Source organism: Dactylosporangium darangshiense, assembly GCF_039537565.1.
Lineage (GTDB): Bacteria > Actinomycetota > Actinomycetes > Mycobacteriales > Micromonosporaceae > Dactylosporangium > Dactylosporangium darangshiense.
Genome location: NZ_BAABAT010000018.1, coordinates 70692 through 90323, shown reverse-complemented (window position 1 = coordinate 90323; position 19632 = coordinate 70692). Strand labels below are relative to the sequence as shown.

General features: G+C 73.1%; 2 protein-coding genes (1 of these 2 cut by a window edge). Both read left to right on the top strand.

Translation table 11 applies throughout. The annotated features are described in order from the left end of the window. The first annotated feature begins 60 nt into the window (after positions 1–60). Positions 61–17784: an SDR family NAD(P)-dependent oxidoreductase gene (locus tag ABD901_RS29405; protein ID WP_345131391.1), complete on the top strand. Its 17724-nt coding sequence runs from the start codon at positions 61–63 to the stop codon at positions 17782–17784. Next, positions 17784–19632: the start of an SDR family NAD(P)-dependent oxidoreductase gene (locus tag ABD901_RS29400; RefSeq protein WP_345131389.1), read on the top strand. 9320 nt of this gene lie beyond the right edge of the window; 1849 of the gene's 11169 nt are visible here — the first part of the coding sequence; it begins with the start codon at positions 17784–17786; the stop codon falls past the right edge of the window. The genes ABD901_RS29405 and ABD901_RS29400 overlap by 1 nt, the downstream gene beginning before the upstream one ends.

Sequence of the window (19632 nt, the reverse complement as noted above, 5' to 3'; positions counted from 1 at the left end):
GAGGCTCGTTAGCCGTCCCCGGCAGGCTGTTGTCACGTCCGATCTGAGGGGGAAGTACCGATGCCGAGCAAGCGTGATCCGGTCGACGAGCCGATCGCCGTGATCGGCCTCGCGTGCCGGCTCCCCGGCGCCCCGGACCCGGAGGCGTTCTGGCGCCTGCTCGCCGGCGGCGTCGACGCGGTCACGGAGGTGCCCGAGGACCGCTGGACCGCCCGCGCCGACGGCGCCGACGCCGCCCCCGAGATCCGCTTCGGCGCGTTCCTCGACGACATCGCCGGCTTCGACGCCGCCTTCTTCGGCATCAGCCCGCGCGAGGCGACCACGATGGACCCGCAGCAGCGCCTGGTGCTGGAGCTCGCCTGGCAGGCCGTCGAGGACGCCGGCATCCGCCCCGCCGACCTGTCCGGCTCCGACACGTCGGTCTTCGTCGGCTCGATCTGGGACGACTACGCCCACCTGCTCTTCCGCGCCGCGGGCGGCATCACCCCGCACACCATCACCGGCGTGCACCGCAGCATCCTCGCCAACCGCGTCTCCTACTCGCTCGGCCTGCGCGGCCCGAGCGCGACCGTCGACACGGGACAGTCCTCGTCCCTGGTCGCGGTCCACCTCGCCTGCGAGACCCTGCGCCGGGGCGAGGCCTCCCTCGCGCTGGCCGGCGGCGTCAACCTCAACATCCTGTACCAGAGCACCGAGGCCTGCGCCCGCTTCGGCGGCCTGTCCCCGGACGGCCGCTGCCACACCTTCGACGCCCGCGCCAACGGCTACGTCCGCGGCGAGGGCGGCGGCCTGGTCCTGCTCAAGCCCCTCGCGAAGGCCGTGGCCGACGGCGACCGCATCGCGTGCGTGATCCGCGGCAGCGCCGTGAACAACGACGGCGCCACCGACGGCCTGACGGTCCCCGGCCGCGAGACCCAGGAGCGGGTCCTGCGCACGGCCTACGAGCGCGCCGCGGTCGCACCGCAGTCCGTCCAGTACGTCGAGCTCCACGGCACCGGCACGCCCGTCGGCGACCCGATCGAGGCGGCCGCGCTGGGCGCCGCGGTCGGCGTCCCCGGCACCGCCACCGGCCCCTTGCTGGTCGGCTCGGCCAAGACCAACGTCGGCCACCTCGAGGCCGCAGCCGGCATCGTCGGCCTGCTCAAGGTCGCCCTGAGCATCCGCAACCGGCAGCTGCCGCCGAGCCTCAACTTCGCCACGCCGAACCCCGCCATCGCCCTGGACGCACTCAACCTGCAGGTCCAGACGTCGTCGGGCCCGTGGCCGCGCCCCGACGAGCCCCTGGTCGCCGGCGTCAGCTCGTTCGGCATGGGCGGCACCAACTGCCACGTCGTGCTGTCCTCCCCGCCGGCCTCGTCGCCTGCGTCGGTGGCACCGGCAGCCGGTGTGGTGTTGCCGGTGTCGGCGCGCTCGGCCGCGGCCCTGCGCGCTTACGGCACCGCGCTCGCCGAGTCCCTCGGCCCCGACGCGCATCTGGCCGCGGTTGCCCGCACCCTCGCCGGTCGTTCGCTGTTCGAGCACCGCGCGGCGGTCACCGCCCCGGACGTCGACACCGCCCGCGAGGCCCTGCACGCCCTCGGTTCGGGCCTGCCGCACCCGGCGTTGACGACGGGCGTCGTCGGTTCGTCGCGCCCGCGGGTGGCGTTCGTGCTCTCCGGTCAGGGCAGTCAACGTCCGGAGATGGGTCGCAAGTTGTACGCGGAGCAGCCCGTCTTCGCCGCGGCGTTGGACGAGGTCTGCGCGGAGCTGGACCGTCTGCTGCCCGAACCGTTGCTGCCGGTCATGTTCGGAACAGATGTTCCGAACCTGCACAGCACGCGGTTCACACAGCCGGCCCTGTTCGCCTACCAGGTCGCCCTGTTCCGGCTGCTGGACTCGTTCGGCGTGCGGCCCGACGTCCTGATCGGACACTCGATCGGCGAGATCACGGCCGCGTACCTGGCGGGCGTCATGTCGCTGCCGGACGCGGCCCGGCTGGTCACCTCCCGCGGTGCGTTGATGGGCGACATCACGACGTCCGGTGCGATGACGGCGGTGCGGGCCTCGCGCGAGGTGGTGGAGGGGTTCCTCGTCGACGGTGTCGAGATCGCGGCGGTGAACAGCCCGGCGAGCACGGTCATCGCCGGCGAACCGGATGCGGTGGATGCGGTGGCGGCGCGGATGTCGCAGTTCCGCACCCGGCGGTTGACGGTGTCGCACGCGTTCCACACCGCGCAGATGGAGCCGATGCTGGAGGCGTTCGGCTCGGTGGCGCGGTCGGTGACGTTCACGGCGCCGGCGATCCCGGTGGTGTCGAACCTGACCGGGACCACCGATGCGGATATCACGGATCCGGCGTACTGGGTGCGGCACGTCCGTCACGCCGTGGACTTCGCCGGCGGGGTCGCGGGGGCTGCTGCGGAGGTTTATGTCGAGTTGGCGCCGGCGCCCACGCTGATGGCGATGGTCAGCGAGACCGCGCCGGATGCGGCCGTCATCTCCGTCAACGACCACAACCTCTACCAGGCGCTGGCCGCGGTGCAGGTGTCCGCGGCCGAGGTGGACTGGCACCATCCGGACGCGGAGCCGGTCTCGCTGCCCACCTATCCGTTCCAGCGCGAGCCGTACTGGATCGGGCTCGAACCCGCCGCCCTGCTGGAGACCGCCGCGCCGCGACGCCGGCGGGCCGGCGCCGCCGGCGCGGGGCAGCGGATGCTCGACCTCGTCCGGACCACCGTGGCGATCGTCCTCGGCCACGTCACGAGCGACGCCGTGCACGTCGACCGGCCCTTCAAGGACCTCGGCTTCGACTCCTACAGCGCCGTCGAGCTGCGCGACCGCCTCCGCGCCACGACCGGGCTCGCACTGTCGCCGACGCTCACCTTCGACCACCCGACCCCGGCGCTCGTCGCCGCCCACCTGGTCGAGCTCTCCGGGGGCGCTGCCGCCGCCGAAGCACCGGTCGCAGCCGTCGCGGCGGCCGACGAGCCGATCGCGATCGTCGCGATGAGCTGCCGCTACCCGGGCGGCGTCGACTCGCCCGAGGCGCTGTGGCGGCTCGTCGCCGAGGCCCGCGACGCCATCTCCGGCTTCCCGGCCGAGCGCGGTTGGGACCTCGACGCCCTCTACGACCCGCAGCCCGGCACGCCCGGGCGCACCTACACCGCCAGCGGCGGCTTCCTGCACGACGCCGACCGGTTCGACCCGGCGTTCTTCGGCATCAGCCCGCGCGAGGCGGCCGCGATGGACCCGCAGCAGCGGCTGCTGCTGGAGACGGCGTGGGAGGCGCTCGAACGCGGCGGCATCGTGCCCGCCGCCCTGCACGGCAGCGCCACCGGCGTCTTCGTCGGCGCCATGACGCAGGACTACGGCCCGCGGCTGCACGACCCGGCCGGCGGCTTCGACGGGTACCTGCTCACCGGCACCACCGCCAGCGTCGCCTCCGGCCGGCTCGCGTACACTCTCGGCACGCACGGCCCCGCCGTCACCGTCGACACGGCCTGCTCGTCGTCGCTCGTCGCCCTGCACCTGGCCGCGCAGGCGCTGCGCAACGGCGAGTGTGACCTGGCCCTGGCCGGCGGCGCGACCGTGATGGCCAACCCCGGCATGTTCGTCGAGTTCAGCCAGCAGCGCGGCCTGTCGCCCGACGGCCGCTGCAAGGCCTTCGCCGAGGCCGCCGACGGCACCGGCTGGGCCGAGGGCGTCGGCATGCTGGTCCTCGAGCGCGTCTCCGACGCCCGCCGCAACGGCCACCCCGTCCTCGCGGTCATCCGCGGCAGCGCGATCAACCAGGACGGCGCCAGCAACGGCCTCACCGCACCGAACGGCCCCGCACAGGAGCGCGTCATCCGCCAGGCCCTCGCCGGCGCCGGCCTCACACCGTCCGATGTGGACGTCATCGAGGCGCACGGCACCGGCACCCGGCTCGGCGACCCGATCGAGGCCCAGGCGCTCATCGCCACCTACGGCCGGGACCGCCCCGAGGACCGCCCGGTCCGGCTCGGCTCGCTCAAGTCGAACATCGGCCACACCCAGGCCGCCGCCGGCGTCGGCGGCGTCATCAAGATGGTCATGGCGATGCGCCACGGCGTCATGCCGCGCACCCTGCACGTCGACCGCCCCACCTCGCACGTCGACTGGGCCGCGGGCAGCATCGAGCTGCTGACCGAGGCACGCCCGTGGCCGTCGGACACCCCGCGGCGGGCGGCGGTGTCGTCGTTCGGCATCAGCGGCACCAACGCGCACGCCATCATCGAGCAGCCCGCCGATGCTCCTGCGGCGCCCGCTGCCGCGGCGCCCGCCGACTGGGTGCGTCCCTTCGTGCTCTCGGCGCGGGACGGTGCGGCGCTCGCCGAGCAGGCGGTGCGGTTGCGCGCGCTCGTCGCCGGCGACCCTGCGCCCGCCCTGCCGGACGTCGCCGCCGCCCTGACCGCCACCCGGTCCGCGTTCGAGCGCCGCGCGGTGCTCGTCGCGGCCGACCGCGGCGAGGTCCTCGAGGGACTCGACGCCCTGGCCGGCGGGCACCCGCATCCCGGCGTCGTCACGGGTACCGTATCCGGAGACGAACGGGCGGTGTTCGTCTTCCCCGGACAGGGCTCCCAGTGGCCGGCCATGGCCCGCGCGCTGCTGGACACCGAGCCCGTGTTCGCCGAGCGGCTCACCGAGTGCGCCGCGGCGCTGGCCCCGCACATCGACTGGTCGCTGCTCGACGTCCTGCGCGGCACCGAGGACGCACCGTCGCTCGACCGCGTCGACGTCGTCCAGCCCGCGCTCTTCGCCGTGATGGTGTCCCTGTCCGGCCTCTGGCGCGCCTACGGCGTCGAACCCTCCGCCGTCATCGGCCACTCGCAGGGCGAGATCGCCGCCGCGTACGTCTGCGGCGCCCTCTCCCTGCCCGACGCCGCCCGCGTCGTCGCCCTGCGCAGCCGGGCGTTGAAGGCCCTCGCCGGCCGCGGCGGCATGGTCTCCCTGGCCCTGCCCGTCGACCGCGCCCGCACGCGCATCGCGCCGTGGTCCGACCGCCTGAGCATCGCCACCGTCAACGGCCCGTCCTCGACCGTGGTCTCCGGCGACGACGAGGCCCTCGACGAGCTGATGGCGGCCTGCGCCGCCGACGACGTCCGCGCCCGCCGCATCCCCGTCGACTACGCCTCCCACTCCGCACACGTCGAGCTCATCCGCGACGAGCTGCTGCAGACCCTGGCCGGCCTGGAGCCGCGCCGCTGCGACATCCCGTTCTGCTCGACCGTCGCCGGCGACTTCATCGACACCGAGACCCTCGATGCCGAGTACTGGTACCGCAACCTGCGCGTCACCGTCGAGTTCGAACGGGCCACCCGCACCCTGCTTGCCCACGGCTACCGCACGTTCGTCGAGTCGAGCCCCCACCCGGTGCTCGCGATCGGCCTGCAGGAGACCTTCGACGCCGCCGCCGTCACCGCGGCCGCCGTACCGTCCCTGCGCCGCGACGAGGGCGACCGCCGCCGCTTCCTGCAGTCTCTCGCGCAGGCCCACGCCAACGGCGTCCCCGTGGACTGGGCGCCCGCTCTGGGCGAGGGCCCGTTCGCCACGGTGCCGCTGCCCACGTACCCGTTCCAGCGCCAGCGCTACTGGCTCGACACCCCGAGGCCCGTTGCCCGCCTGTCCGGCGTCGGCCTGGAGACCGTCGACCACCCGCTGCTGGGCGCCCTGGTGCGCACCGCCGACGGCGACGGCCTGGTCCTGACGGGCCGGATCTCGCTGCAGACGCACCCGTGGCTGGCCGATCATGCGGTACTGGACCGAGTCCTCCTCCCCGGCACCGCCATGGTCGAGCTCGCCCTGACGGCCGGCGCGCATTGCGGCGCGCCGGTGCTGTCCGAGCTGACCCTGCACGACCCGCTCGTCATCCCCGAGCGCACCGCCGTCCACCTCCAGGTCACGGTTTCGCCGGAGCAGGACGACACCCACTGCGCGGTGGCCCTGTACTCCCGCGCCGAACCGACCCCGGACGACGACTCCACGGCCCCCTGGACCCGCCACGCCACCGGCACCCTCGCACCCTCCGCCGAACGCCCCGCGGCTCCCGTCGCCTGGCCGCCGGCGGGCGCCGACCCGGTCGACGTCGCCGGGCTCTACGACGCCCTCGCCGTCCGCGGCTACCAGTACGGCCCGGTCTTCCAGGGACTGCGCTCGGCGTGGCGCTCCGACTCCACCGTGTACGCCGAGATCGCCCTCGACGACGCCGACCGCGACGACCGCTTCGCCGTGCACCCCGCGTTGCTCGACGCCGCCCTGCACCCGGTCGTCGGCCTGCTCGGCGCGCCGGACGGCCCGCCGCGCCTGCCGTTCAGCTTCGCCGAGGTGTCCGTCGACGGCACGGCCGGCGGCTCGCTGCGGGTGGCGATCACCCCGATCGACGCCGACTCGGTCCGGATCGTCGCCGCCGACGACACCGGCGCCGTCGTCACCACGATCGGCACGCTGCTGCTGCGGGCGCTCGACCCCGCGCAGCTTCGCGGATCCGCCCGCGGCCTGTACACGGTCGACTGGAAGCCCGTCTCCGGTCCGGCCGCGCCGGCGATGACGGTCGTGGCACCGGCGCTGCGCCGGGCCGATGACGGCGACGTCCTCGCGGCGGTGCGGGAGAACCTCGCGACGGTGCTCGGCCTGCTGCAGGAGTCGACCGCCGAGACGATGCTGGTGCTGACGTCCGGTGCCGTCGGGGTCCTGGACGGCGAGGTGCCCGATCCGGCCGTGGCGCCCTGCTGGGGACTGCTGCGCAGCGCCCAGGCCGAGCAGCCGGACCGGATCGTGGTGGTCGACGCCGCCGCGGCGCCCGAATCCGTTCCGGCGGGAGAGCCCCACCTCGCGTTCCGGGACGGCGTGGCCTACGCCCCGCGGTTGGTGCAGCACACACCGGACGGGGCGGCGGCGCCACTCGATCCCGGCCACACGGTGCTCATCACCGGCGGCACGGGCGGCCTCGGCGCGCTGACGGCCCGGTATCTGGTTGCCGCGCACGGTGTCCGGCACCTGCACCTGGTGAGCCGCCGAGGTTTGGACGCGCCCGGCGCGGCCGATCTCGCCGCGGGACTGACCGACCTCGGTGCGGTCACGGTGGCGGTGTCGGCGTGTGATGTCAGCGATCGAGACCAGTTGGCATCCCTCCTCGACGAGGTCCGGGCGGCGCGGCCGCTGGGCGCGGTCGTGCACACCGCGGGGGTGTTGCGTGACGCAACGATCGCGAACCTGACCTCCGGCGATGTCGAGACGGTCCTGGCCGCGAAGGCGGACGCCGCCTGGCATCTGCATCAGCTGACGGCCGGCGATGACCGGCTGACGCACTTCGTGCTCTACAGCTCCGTCACGGCCAACGTGGGGAACGCCGCACAGGGCAACTACGCCGCCGCGAACGGCTTCCTCGACGCGCTGGCCTCGATCCGGCGCGCGAAGGGGCTGCCGGCGACGTCCATCAACTGGGGGCTCTGGCAGAGCGCGTCGGGCATGACCGGGCACCTCGGCGACATGGACCGGCAGCGGCTGCAGCGCACCGGCCTCGCGGCACTGAGCAACGAGCAGGGGCTCGCGCTGCTCGGCCGGGCTATCACGGGTACCGAATCCAATGTCACCGCCACCAACCTCCATCCGGCCGCGGCGAGCCCGGCCACGATCCTGGCCGGCCTCATCAGGCCTCGGCGCCGAACCGTTCGGCCGGCCGGCGATCTCGCCGACCCGCGGGCGCTGCTCGACCTCGTGCGGGCCGAGGTCGCCGCGGTACTCGGCCACGCCGGCGGCGACTCCGTCGACGTCGAGCGCGCGTTCAAGGACCTCGGCTTCGACTCGCTCACCGCGATCGAGCTGCGCAACCGCCTCAACACGGCGACCGGCCGGCGCCTGCCCGCCACGCTGATCTTCGACCACCCGACGCCGTCGGCCGTCACGCGGTACCTGATGGCCCAGCTCCTCGGCGAGACCGCCACGGCCGCCAGGGTCACCGCCGCGGCCGCGTCCGACGAGCCGATCGCGATCGTCGGCATCGGCTGCCGGTACCCGGGCGGCGTGACCTCACCCGACGGCCTCTGGGCGCTGGCCGCCGCCGGCGTCGACGCCATCGGCGACTTCCCGTCCGATCGGGGCTGGGACGTGGATCGCCTGTACGACCCGGACCCCGACGCGACCGGCAGGACGTACACGCGCCACGGCGGTTTCCTGCTGGACGCGGCCGAGTTCGACGCGGAGTTCTTCGGCATCAGCCCGCGCGAGGCTTTGGCGATCGACCCGCAGCAGCGGCTGCTGCTGGAGACGGCGTGGGAGGCGATCGAGCACGCGGGCATCGACCCGCACTCGTTGCGCGGCACCGCGAGCGGGGTGTTCGCCGGCCTGATGTACCACGACTATGCCGGCCGCCTCCACGCCGTGCCCGGCAACCTCGAGGGCTACATGCTGACCGGCAACCAGGCGAGCGTGGCGTCGGGCCGGGTCGCGTACACCTTCGGCCTGGAGGGCCCGGCGGTCACCGTCGACACCGCGTGCTCGTCGTCGCTCGTGGCCCTGCACCTGGCCGCACAGTCCCTGCACCGCGGCGAGTGCGACCTGGCCCTGGCCGGCGGCGTGGCCATCATGGCGAGCCCCGACATCTTCGTCGAGTTCTCCCGGCAGCGCGGCCTCTCCCCGGACGGCCGCTGCCGCTCCTTCGGCGCCGGCGCCAACGGCACCGGCTGGTCCGAGGGCGTCGGCATGGTCCTGCTGGAGCGCGTGTCGGACGCCCAGCGCAACGGCCACCCGGTCCTGGCGCTGATCCGCGGCACCGCCGTCAACCAGGACGGCGCCAGCAACGGTCTGACGGCCCCGAACGGCCCGTCCCAGGAGCGCGTCATCCGCCAGGCCCTCGCAGCCGCCGGCCTGACGCCGTCCGACGTCGACGCGGTCGAGGCGCACGGCACCGGCACCACGCTGGGCGACCCGATCGAGGCGCAGGCGCTGCTGGCGACGTACGGCGCTGAACGACCCGCCGACCGCCCGCTCCTGCTGGGCTCCCTGAAGTCCAACATCGGCCACACCCAGTCGGCGGCCGGCGTCGCCGGGGTCATCAAGATGGTGATGGCGATGCGCCACGGCGAGCTGCCGCGCACGCTGCACGCCGACGAGCCGAACCCGCACATCGACTGGTCCGGCGGCCACGTCCGGCTGCTCACGGAGCCTTCGCCCTGGCCCGACCTGGGCCGCCCGCGCCGCAGCGCGGTGTCGTCGTTCGGCATCAGCGGCACCAACGCGCACGTCATCCTGGAGCAGGCCCCCGAGCCGTCGCCGGCGTCGGCCACCCTGCCCAAGCCGGTCCTGCCGATCTCGGCCCGTTCGACGGCGGCCCTGCACGCGTACGGCGCCCGGCTCGGCGACTGGCTCCGCCCCGACACCGACCTGACCGCCGTGGCCCGCAACCTGGCCGGGCGCACGCCCTTCGAGCACCGCGCGGCGATCGCGGCCCCGGACCTGGACACGGCGCGTGCTGCCCTCCGCGCGTTGTCCTCCGGGGGCTCGCACCCGGCGTTGTCGACGGGCGTCGTCGGCTCGTCGCGCCCGCGGGTGGCGTTCGTGCTCTCCGGTCAGGGCAGTCAACGTCCGGAGATGGGTCGCAAGTTGTACGCGGAGCAGCCCGTCTTCGCCGCTTCGTTGGACGAGGTCTGCGCGGAGCTGGACCGTTCGCTGCCCGAACCGTTGATGCCGGTCATGTTCGGAACAGATGTTCCGCAGCTGCACAGCACCCGGTTCACCCAACCCGCGTTGTTCGCCTACCACGTCGCCCTGTTCCGCCTCCTGGACTCCTTCGGTGTGCGCCCGGATGTCCTGATTGGACATTCGATCGGTGAGCTCACGGCCGCGTATCTGGCGGGTGTGATGTCGCTGCCGGACGCGGCTCGGCTGGTGACCTCGCGTGGGGCGTTGATGGCCGACATCACGACCGCGGGTGCGATGACCGCAGTGCAGGCGCCTCGGGAGGTCGTTGCAGGCTTCCTGGTTGACGGTGTGGAGATCGCGGCGGTGAACAGTCCGAGGAGCACGGTGATTGCGGGTGCTCCGGATGCTGTGGATGCGGTGGCGGCGCGGATGTCGCAGTTCCGGACGCGGCGGTTGACGGTGTCGCATGCGTTCCACAGTGCGCAGATGGAGCCGATGCTGGACGCGTTCGGTGAGGTGGCTGCTGCTGTGGCGTTGCGTTCGCCGGCGATTCCGGTGGTGTCGAATCTGACCGGGACCGCCGATGCGGATATCACGGATCCGGTCTATTGGGTACGGCATGTTCGTCACGCGGTGGACTTTGCGGGTGGGGTCGCGGGGGCGGCGGCTGGGGTTTATGTTGAGTTGGCGCCGGCGCCCACGTTGATGGCGATGGTCAGCGAGACCGCGCCGGATGCCGCAGTGTTCTCCGTCAATGACCACAACCTTGCCGATGTGCTGGGTCAGTGGCACTCCACGGTTGCGGATGTGGACTGGCGGCTGCCCGGCGGGGTGGTCGCGAATGTGCCGACGTATTCGTTCCAGCGTGAGCGGTTCTGGATTCAGGTAACGCCGTCGGTGCCGTCGGGGCCGATGGAGCTGCCGGACGGCACGACGGTGCACGCCACCCGGCTCGGCATCGGTAGCGATCCGTGGCTGGCCGATCACCAGGTCAACGGCACGGTCATCGTGCCCGCGACGGTGATGCTGGACCTGGTGCTGCAGGCCGGTGAGCATGCGGGCGCGCCGATGGTGGACGAGCTGGTGGTCGAGGCGCCGATCGTGCTGGTCGAGCAGGGGCCGGTCGAGGTGCAGGTCAGTGTCCGTGCCGCCGATGAGCACGGCCGTCACGCGGTGGAGGTGCATGCCCGGCCGGAGTCGGAGCCGGCCTGGACCCGTCACGCCGCCGGGACCATCAGCGCTGACGCGATGCCGGTGGGGGAGTCGCTCACCGCCTGGCCACCGGCCGGGGCCGAAGCGGTCGACGCCGGCGACTTCTACGAGGTCCTTGCACTGCGGGGCTATCAGTACGGGCCGGCGTTCCAAGGGGTGCGAGCGATGTGGCGGGCGGGAGAGACCGTCTACGCCGAGGTCGCCCTGGACCACGCCGAGCGGGGGGCGCTGCTCGATGCCGCGTTGCATGGGGTCATCGACGACGGGCCGATGCGGCTGCCGTTCACATTCAACCAGGTCAGCCTCGCCACTATCGGTGATGGCGTGCTACGCGTGGCAATCACCGCCCTCGACGCCGATGCCGCACGGATCGCACTCGCCGACGACACGGGCGCACCGATTGGCTCGATCGGATCGCTGATCCGCCGCCCGGTCGACCCGAACCGGCTCTTCGGCACGGCGCGCGGGCTGTTCGAGGTCTCGTGGTCGCCGCTCACGACTGCCGGTTCGAGCCTGTCCACCTCGGGCATGACCGTTGTGCGGCCGGTGTTGCGCCAGGCCGGCGACGGTGACCTGATGGAGGCGGTGCGCGCGAACGTCGCGACCGTCCTGACCCTGTTGCAGGAGTTCGACGGCGGGACCCTGCTGGTGGTGTTGCCGGGCTCGGATCCGGCTGTGGCGCCCTGCTGGGGTCTGTTGCGCAGCGCCCAGGCCGAGCACCCGGATCGCTTCATCGTCGTCGAAGCGGACGCCGAGCTGCCCGTGTCGATCCCGGCCGGTGAGCCGCAGCTCGCGGTCCGTGACGGTGTGACGTATGTGCCGCGGCTGGTCCGGCACACGCCCGACGGTGACGCTGCTGCGCTCGACCCGGACCACACGGTGCTCATCACGGGCGGCACCGGCGACCTGGGCGCGTTGACCGCGCGGTATCTGGTCGTCGAGCACGGGGCACGGCATCTGCATCTGGTCAGCCGCCGAGGTCTGGACGCGCCCGGCGCGGCCGAACTCGCCGCCGAACTGACCGACCTCGGCGCGGCCACGGTCACGGTGTCGGCATGCGACGTCGGCGATCGGGAGCAGTTGGCGACACTACTCGACGAGGTGCGGTCCGCCCGGCCGCTCGGCGCGGTCGTGCATACCGCGGGTGTGTTGCGTGACGCCACGATTGCGAATCTGACCGTCGGTGATGTCGAGACGGTGCTGGCCGCGAAGGCGGACGCTGCGTGGTATTTGCATCAGTTGACGGCGGGCGATGACCGGCTGACGCATTTCGTCGTCTACAGCTCGGTCGCGGCGAACATCGGCAGCGCTGCGCAGGGTAACTACGCCGCCGCGAACAGTTTCCTTGATGCCCTGGCCGCGTATCGCAGGGCGCAGGGGCTGCCGGGCACCTCGATCAACTGGGGGCTGTGGGACACCGGTGCGGGCATGACGGCCCACCTCGGCGACGTCGACCAGCAGCGGCTGCAACGCACGGGGCTCGCGCCGCTCACCGCCGAACAGGCGCTGCGGCTGCTCGGCCGGGCTCTCACCGGTACCGCCGCGAATGTTACGGTCACGAACCTCAACCCGACGGCGACCAATCCGCCCGCCATCCTCGCCGGGCTCGTCCGGGCGAAGCGGCGCACCGTCAGGGCGGCCAACGACCTGAGCGACCCGGCCGCGGTGCTCAAGCTCGTGCGTACGGAGATCGCGGCGGTCCTCGGGCACGACGGGACCGAAGACGTCGACGGCGACCGGGCGTTCAAGGACCTCGGGTTCGATTCGCTCACCGCGGTCGAGCTGCGCAACCGGCTCAACAACGCGACCGGGCTGCGGCTGCCGGCCACGCTGGTGTTCGACTATCCGACGCCGGCCTCGCTCGCGGCGCACATCGCCGGGACGGTCGAGCCCAAGGTCCAGGCCCGCAGCGCGCCGAGGAGCGACGACGAGGCGATCGCCATCGTGGGCATGAGCTGCCGGTACCCGGGCGGCGTCGACAACCCCGAAGCGCTCTGGCGCCTCGCCGAGCAGGGCGTCGACGCCGTCGGCGAGTTCCCGTCCGACCGCGGCTGGGACGTCGAACGGCTCTACGACCCGGACCCCGCGGCGACGGGGAAGACGTACACGCGGCACGGCGGTTTCCTGCTGGACGCGGCCGAGTTCGACGCGGAGTTCTTCGGCATCAGCCCGCGCGAGGCCCTGGCGATCGATCCGCAGCAGCGGCTGCTGCTGGAGACGGCGTGGGAGGCGATCGAGCACGCCGGTGTCGTGCCGGCCACGCTGCGCGGGAGCCGGACCGGGGTGTTCGCCGGCATCATGTACCAGGACTACGCCGGCCGGCTGCAGACCGTGCCCGGCGAGCTCGAAGGGTACGTCTCGACCGGGAGCACCGGCAGCATCGCGTCGGGGCGGGTGGCGTACACCTTCGGCTTGGAAGGCCCGGCGGTCACCGTCGACACCGCGTGCTCGTCCTCGCTGGTGGCCCTGCACCTCGCGGCGCAGTCGCTGCGGCAGGGCGAGTGCGACCTCGCGCTGGCCGGCGGGGCGACGGTGATGGCCAGCCCGCGCAGCTTCGTCGAGTTCTCCCGCCAGCGCGGGCTCGCACCGGACGGGCGCTGCAAGGCGTTCTCCGACGCGGCGGACGGGACGGGCTGGTCGGAGGGCGTCGGCGTGCTGCTGCTCGAGCGGCTCTCGGACGCGCGGCGCAACGGCCGCCGGATCCTGGCCGTGGTGCGTGGCTCGGCGCTGAACCAGGACGGCGCGAGCAACGGCCTCACGGCGCCGAACGGCCCGTCCCAGGAGCGCGTCATCCGCGAGGCCCTCGCGAGCGCGGGCCTGGACGCCGCCGACGTGGACGCGGTCGAGGCGCACGGCACCGGGACGAAACTCGGCGACCCGATCGAGGCGCAGGCGCTGCTGTCCACGTACGGCCGCAACCGCCCGGCGTCGCCGCTCTTCCTCGGCTCGATCAAGTCGAACATCGGCCACACGCAGGCCGCGGCGGGCGTCGCGGGCGTCATCAAGATGGTCATGGCGATGCGGCACGGCATCCTCCCGCGCACGCTGCACGCCGACACCCCGTCCCGGCACGTGGACTGGTCGGCTGGCGGCGTACAGCTGCTGACCGAGCCCCACTCCTGGCCCGCCGTGGACCGCCCCCGCCGCAGCGCGGTGTCGTCGTTCGGCATCAGCGGCACCAACGCGCACGTCATCCTGGAGCAGGCACCGGACCCATCTTCAGCGCCGTCCCCGATGCCGCTGGCACTGCCGGTCTCGGCCCGTTCTCTCGCCGCTCTGCGCGCCTATGCGGCCCGCCTGGACGAGTGGTTGCGGGGCGACACGGACCTGACGGACGTCGCACGCACCCTGGCCGGTCGTTCCTCGTTCCCGCATCGCGCATCGATCGCCACCGCTGACCTGGACACCGCTCGGGACGCTCTGCGCGCCTTGGCTTCGGGCGCTTCGCACCCGGCGTTGTCGACGGGTGTCGTCGGTTCGTCGCGCCCGCGGGTGGCGTTCGTGCTGTCCGGTCAGGGCAGTCAACGTCCGGAGATGGGCCGGAAGTTGTACGCGGAGCAGCCCGTTTTCGCCGCGGCGTTGGACGAGGTCTGCGCGGAGCTGGACCGTTCGTTGCCCGAACCGTTGATGGCGGTGATGTTCGGAACAGATGTTCCGAACCTGCACAGCACGCGGTTCACGCAGCCGGCCCTGTTCGCCTACCAGGTCGCCCTGTTCCGACTGCTGGACTCGTTCGGTGTGCGTCCGGATGTGCTGATTGGACATTCGATCGGTGAGCTCACGGCTGCGTATCTGGCGGGTGTGATGTCGCTGCCGGATGCGGCTCGCCTTGTGACCTCGCGTGGCGGGTTGATGGCGGACATCACGACCGCGGGTGCGATGACCGCAGTGCAGGCGCCTCGTGAGGTGGTGGAGGGTTTCCTGGTTGACGGTGTGGAGATCGCGGCGGTGAACAGTCCGATGAGCACGGTGATCGCTGGTGCTCCGGATGCGGTGGATGCGGTGGCGGCGCGGATGTCGCAGTTCCGGACGCGGCGGTTGACGGTGTCGCATGCGTTCCACAGTGCGCAGATGGAGCCGATGCTGGACGCGTTCGGTGAGGTGGCTGCTGCTGTGGCGTTGCGTTCGCCGGCGATTCCGGTGGTGTCGAATCTGACTGGGACGTTCGATGCGGATATCACGGAGCCGGCGTACTGGGTACGGCATGTTCGTCACGCGGTGGACTTTGCGGGCGGGGTCGCGGGGGCGGCGGCGGGAGTTTATGTTGAGTTGGCGCCGGCGCCAACGTTGATGGCGATGGTCAGCGAGACCGCGCCGGATGCCGCAGTGTTCTCCGTCAATGACCACAACCTTGCCGATGTGCTGGGTCAGTGGCACTCCACGATCGCGGACGTGGACTGGCGGCTGCCCGGCGGGGTGGTCGCGAACGTGCCTACCTATCCGTTCCAGCGTGAGCGGTTCTGGATTCAGGCGACGCCGTCGGCGCCGTCGGGGCCGATGGAGCTGCCGGACGGCACGACCGTGCACGCCACCCGGCTGGGCATCGGTAGCGACCCGTGGCTGGCCGATCACCAGGTCAACGGCACGGTCATCGTGCCCGCGACCGTCATGCTCGACCTGGTGCTGCAGGCCGGCGAGCATGCGGACGCGCCGGTGGTGGACGAACTGGTCGTCGAGGCGCCGATCGTGCTGGTCGACCAGGGGCCGGTCGAGGTGCAGGTCAGCGTCCGTGCCGCCGATGAGCACGGCCGTCACGCGGTGGAGGTGCATGCCCGGCCGGAGTCGGAGCCCACCTGGACCCGCCACGCCACCGGCACCATCAGCGCAGACGCGATGCCGGCGGGGGAGTCGCTCACCGTGTGGCCGCCGGCCGGTGCGGAGTCGGTCGACGCGGGCGAATTCTACGAGGTCCTTGCCTTGCGGGGCTATCAGTACGGGCCGGCGTTCCAAGGGGTGCGTGCGATGTGGCGGGCGGGAGAGACCGTCTATGCCGAGGTCGCCGTGGACCACGCCGAACGGGGCGCGCTGCTCGACGCCGCGTTGCACGGGGTCATCGACGACGGGCCGATGCGGCTGCCGTTCACGTTCAACCAGGTCAGCGTCACCAACCTCGGCGGAGGTGCGCTGCGCGTCGCGATCACCCGGCTCGACGCCGACTCCGTGCAGGTGGCGCTCGCCGACGACACCGGGGCCGCGGCCGGGCTGATCGGGGCGTTGCTGCTGCGGGCCGTCGACCCGGCGCAGTTCCGCGGTGCCGTGCGCGGACTGTACGGCGTGCAGTGGGCTCCGGCGCCGGGAGCGGGTGCGCTGGCGTCCGGGCTGGCCGTGGTGGCGCCGGTGCTGCGGCGCTCCGGCGACGGGGATGTGCTGGCGGCGGTACGCGAGAACGTTGCGACCATGCTCACGGCGCTGCGGGAGCCGAGCGCCGAGGCGCTGGTGGTGCTCACGTCCGGGGCCGTCGGCGTGCTGGACGGCGAGGTACCCGACCCGGCGGTGGCGCCCTGCTGGGGGCTGCTGCGCAGCGCCCAGGCCGAGCACCCGGACCGGATCGTGGTCGTCGACGCCGACTCCGTGCCCGAAACCCTTCCGGCCGGCGAGCCGCAGGTGGCTGTTCGGGACGGCGTCGCGTACGTGCCGCGGCTGGTCCAGCACACCTCCGACGGCGCGGCCCGGCCGCTCGAACCCGAGCACACCGTGCTCATCACCGGCGGCACCGGCGACCTCGGGGCGTTGACGGCGCTGCACCTCGTGGTCGAGCACGGGGTGCGGCACCTGCGGCTGGTCAGCCGGCGCGGTCCCGATGCGCCGGGTGCGGCCGAGCTCGTGAGCGAACTGGCCGATCTGGGTGCCACGGCCGTCGTGTCCGCCTGCGACGCCGGGGATCGGGGGCAGCTCGAGGCGCTGCTCGCCGAGGTGACCGCCGAGCGGCCGCTCGGGGCCGTGGTGCACGCCGCCGGGGTGCTGCGCGACGCGACGATCGCCAACCTCAGCGCGGACGACGTCGAGGCGGTGCTGGCCGCGAAGGTCGACCCGGCGTGGCACCTGCACGAGCTGACGGCGGGGTACGAGCACCTGACGCACTTCGTGCTGTACAGCTCGATCACCGCCAACATCGGCAACGCCGGGCAGGGCAACTATGCGGCGGCGAACGGGTTCCTGGACGCGCTCGCCGCGCACCGGCGGGCGCTGGGGCTGCCGGCGACCTCCGTCAACTGGGGGTTGTGGCAGACCGGGGCCGGGATGACGGGCCACCTCACCGACCTCGACCGGCAGCGCATGGGGCGGGCCGGGATCGGGCCGCTGGAGAGCGGGCAGGCGCTGCGGCTGCTGTCGCAGGCACTGGGGGGTACCGCCGCGAATGTCACCGTCACGAACCTCAACCCGGCCGCGGCCGCGCCGCCCGCGATCCTCACCGGGCTCATCAGACCTCGGCGGCGCGCGGCACCGACCGTTCGGGCCACGAACGACCTGACCGACCCGCAGGCGCTGCTCGACCTCGTGCGGGCCGAGACCGCGGCCGTGCTCGGGCATGCCGACGGGCGCACGATCGAGATCGAGCGCGGGTTCCTGGACAGCGGGTTCGACTCGCTCACGGCCATCGAGCTGCGCAACCGGCTGGGCGGCGCGACCGCGCTGCGGCTGCCGGCGACGCTCGTCTTCGACTATCCGACGCCGGCGGCGCTCGCGGAGTACCTCCGGGAGCGGCTGGCGCCGAGCGGGCCGCCGCTGCTGGCCGAGCTCGACCGGCTCGAGGCCGGGCTGGGAGCGGTGCTCGGCGACGCCGACGCGCGGGCGCGGGTGGCCGCCCGGCTGCAGGAGATCGTCGCCCGCCTCGACGCGGCCGCCGGCGGTGACGACGCGGTCGCCGAGCGGCTCACCGACGCCTCCGACGACGAGATCTTTGCGTTCATCGACAACGAACTGGGGATCGGCTGATGACCACGACCGGCAACGAGGAACGGCTACGCGACTACCTCAAGCGTGTCACGGCCGACCTGCACCAGACCCGGCAGCGGCTGCGCGACGTGGAGGCCGACGGCCGCGAGCCGATCGCGATCGTGGGCGTCGGCTGCCGGTACCCGGGCGGCGTGACCTCACCCGACGGCCTGTGGGCACTGACGGCCGGCGGGGTGGACGCCATCACCGAGTTCCCGTCGGACCGCGGCTGGGACGTCGACCGCCTGTACGACCCGGACCCCGACGCGACCGGCAGGACGTACACGCGCCACGGCGGTTTCCTGCTGGACGCGGCCGAGTTCGACGCGGAGTTCTTCGGCATCAGCCCGCGCGAGGCCCTGGCGATCGACCCGCAGCAACGCCTGCTGCTGGAGACGGCGTGGGAGGCGATCGAGCACGCGGGCATCGACCCGCACTCGTTGCGCGGCAGCGCGAGCGGGGTCTTCGCCGGCATCATGTACCACGACTACGCCTCCCGCCTGCCCGAGGCGCCGGAGGGCTTCGAGGCGTACCTGAGCAGCGGCAGCGCGGGGAGCATCGCGTCGGGGCGGGTGGCGTACACCTTCGGCCTGGAAGGCCCGGCGGTCACCGTCGACACCGCGTGCTCGTCCTCGCTCGTGGCCCTGCACCTCGCGGCGCAGTCGCTGCGGCAGCGGGAGTGCGACCTGGCCCTCGCCGGCGGCGCGACGGTGATGGCCAGCCCGCGCAGCTTCGTCGAGTTCTCCCGCCAGCGCGGCCTCTCCCCGGACGGCCGCTGCCGCTCCTTCGGCGCCGACGCGAACGGCACCGGCTGGTCCGAGGGCGTCGGCATGCTGCTGCTCGAGCGCCTCTCCGACGCCCAGCGCAACGGGCGCACCATCCTCGCCGTCGTGCGCGGCACCGCCGTCAACCAGGACGGCGCCAGCAGCCAGCTCACCGCCCCGAACGGCCCCTCGCAGCAGCGCGTCATCCGCCGCGCGCTCGCCGCCGCCGGCCTGACCCCGTCCGACGTCGACGCGGTCGAGGCGCACGGCACCGGCACCACGCTGGGCGACCCGATCGAGGCGCAGGCGCTACTGGCAACGTACGGCGCTGAACGACCCGCCGACCGCCCGCTCCTGCTGGGCTCCCTGAAGTCCAACATCGGCCACACCCAGTCGGCGGCCGGCGTCGCCGGCGTCATCAAGATGGTGATGGCGATGCGCCACGGCCTCCTCCCGCGCACGCTGCACGCCGACGAGCCGAACCCGCACGTGGACTGGTCCAGCGGCCACGTACGCCTCCTGACCGAGACCCGCCCCTGGCCCGAGCTCGACCGCCCCCGCCGCAGTGCGGTGTCGTCGTTCGGCATCAGCGGCACCAACGCGCACGTGATCCTGGAGCAGGCCCCCGACCCGTCCTCCACGCCGCCGGCATCTCCGACGCCGCTCGTCCTGCCCGTGTCGGCCCGTTCGGTCGCCGCCCTGCGCGCCTCTGCGGCCCGGCTGGACGAGTGGCTGCGCCCCGACGCGGACCTGGCGGCCGTTGCTCGGACGCTGTCCGCCCGGTCGTCCTTCTCGCATCGCGCCGCGATTGCCGCTCCGGATGTTGATACAGCGCGTGCTGCGCTCCGCGCGTTGTCCTCCGGCGGCTCGCACCCGGCGTTGTCGACAGGTGTCGTTGGCTCGTTGCGCCCGCGGGTGGCGTTCGTGCTGTCCGGTCAGGGCAGTCAACGTCCGGAGATGGGTCGCAAGTTGTACGCGGAGCAGCCCGTCTTCGCCGCGGCGTTGGACGAGGTCTGCGCGGAGCTGGACCGTTCGCTGCCCGAACCGTTGATGCCGGTCATGTTCGGAACAGATGTTCCGCAGC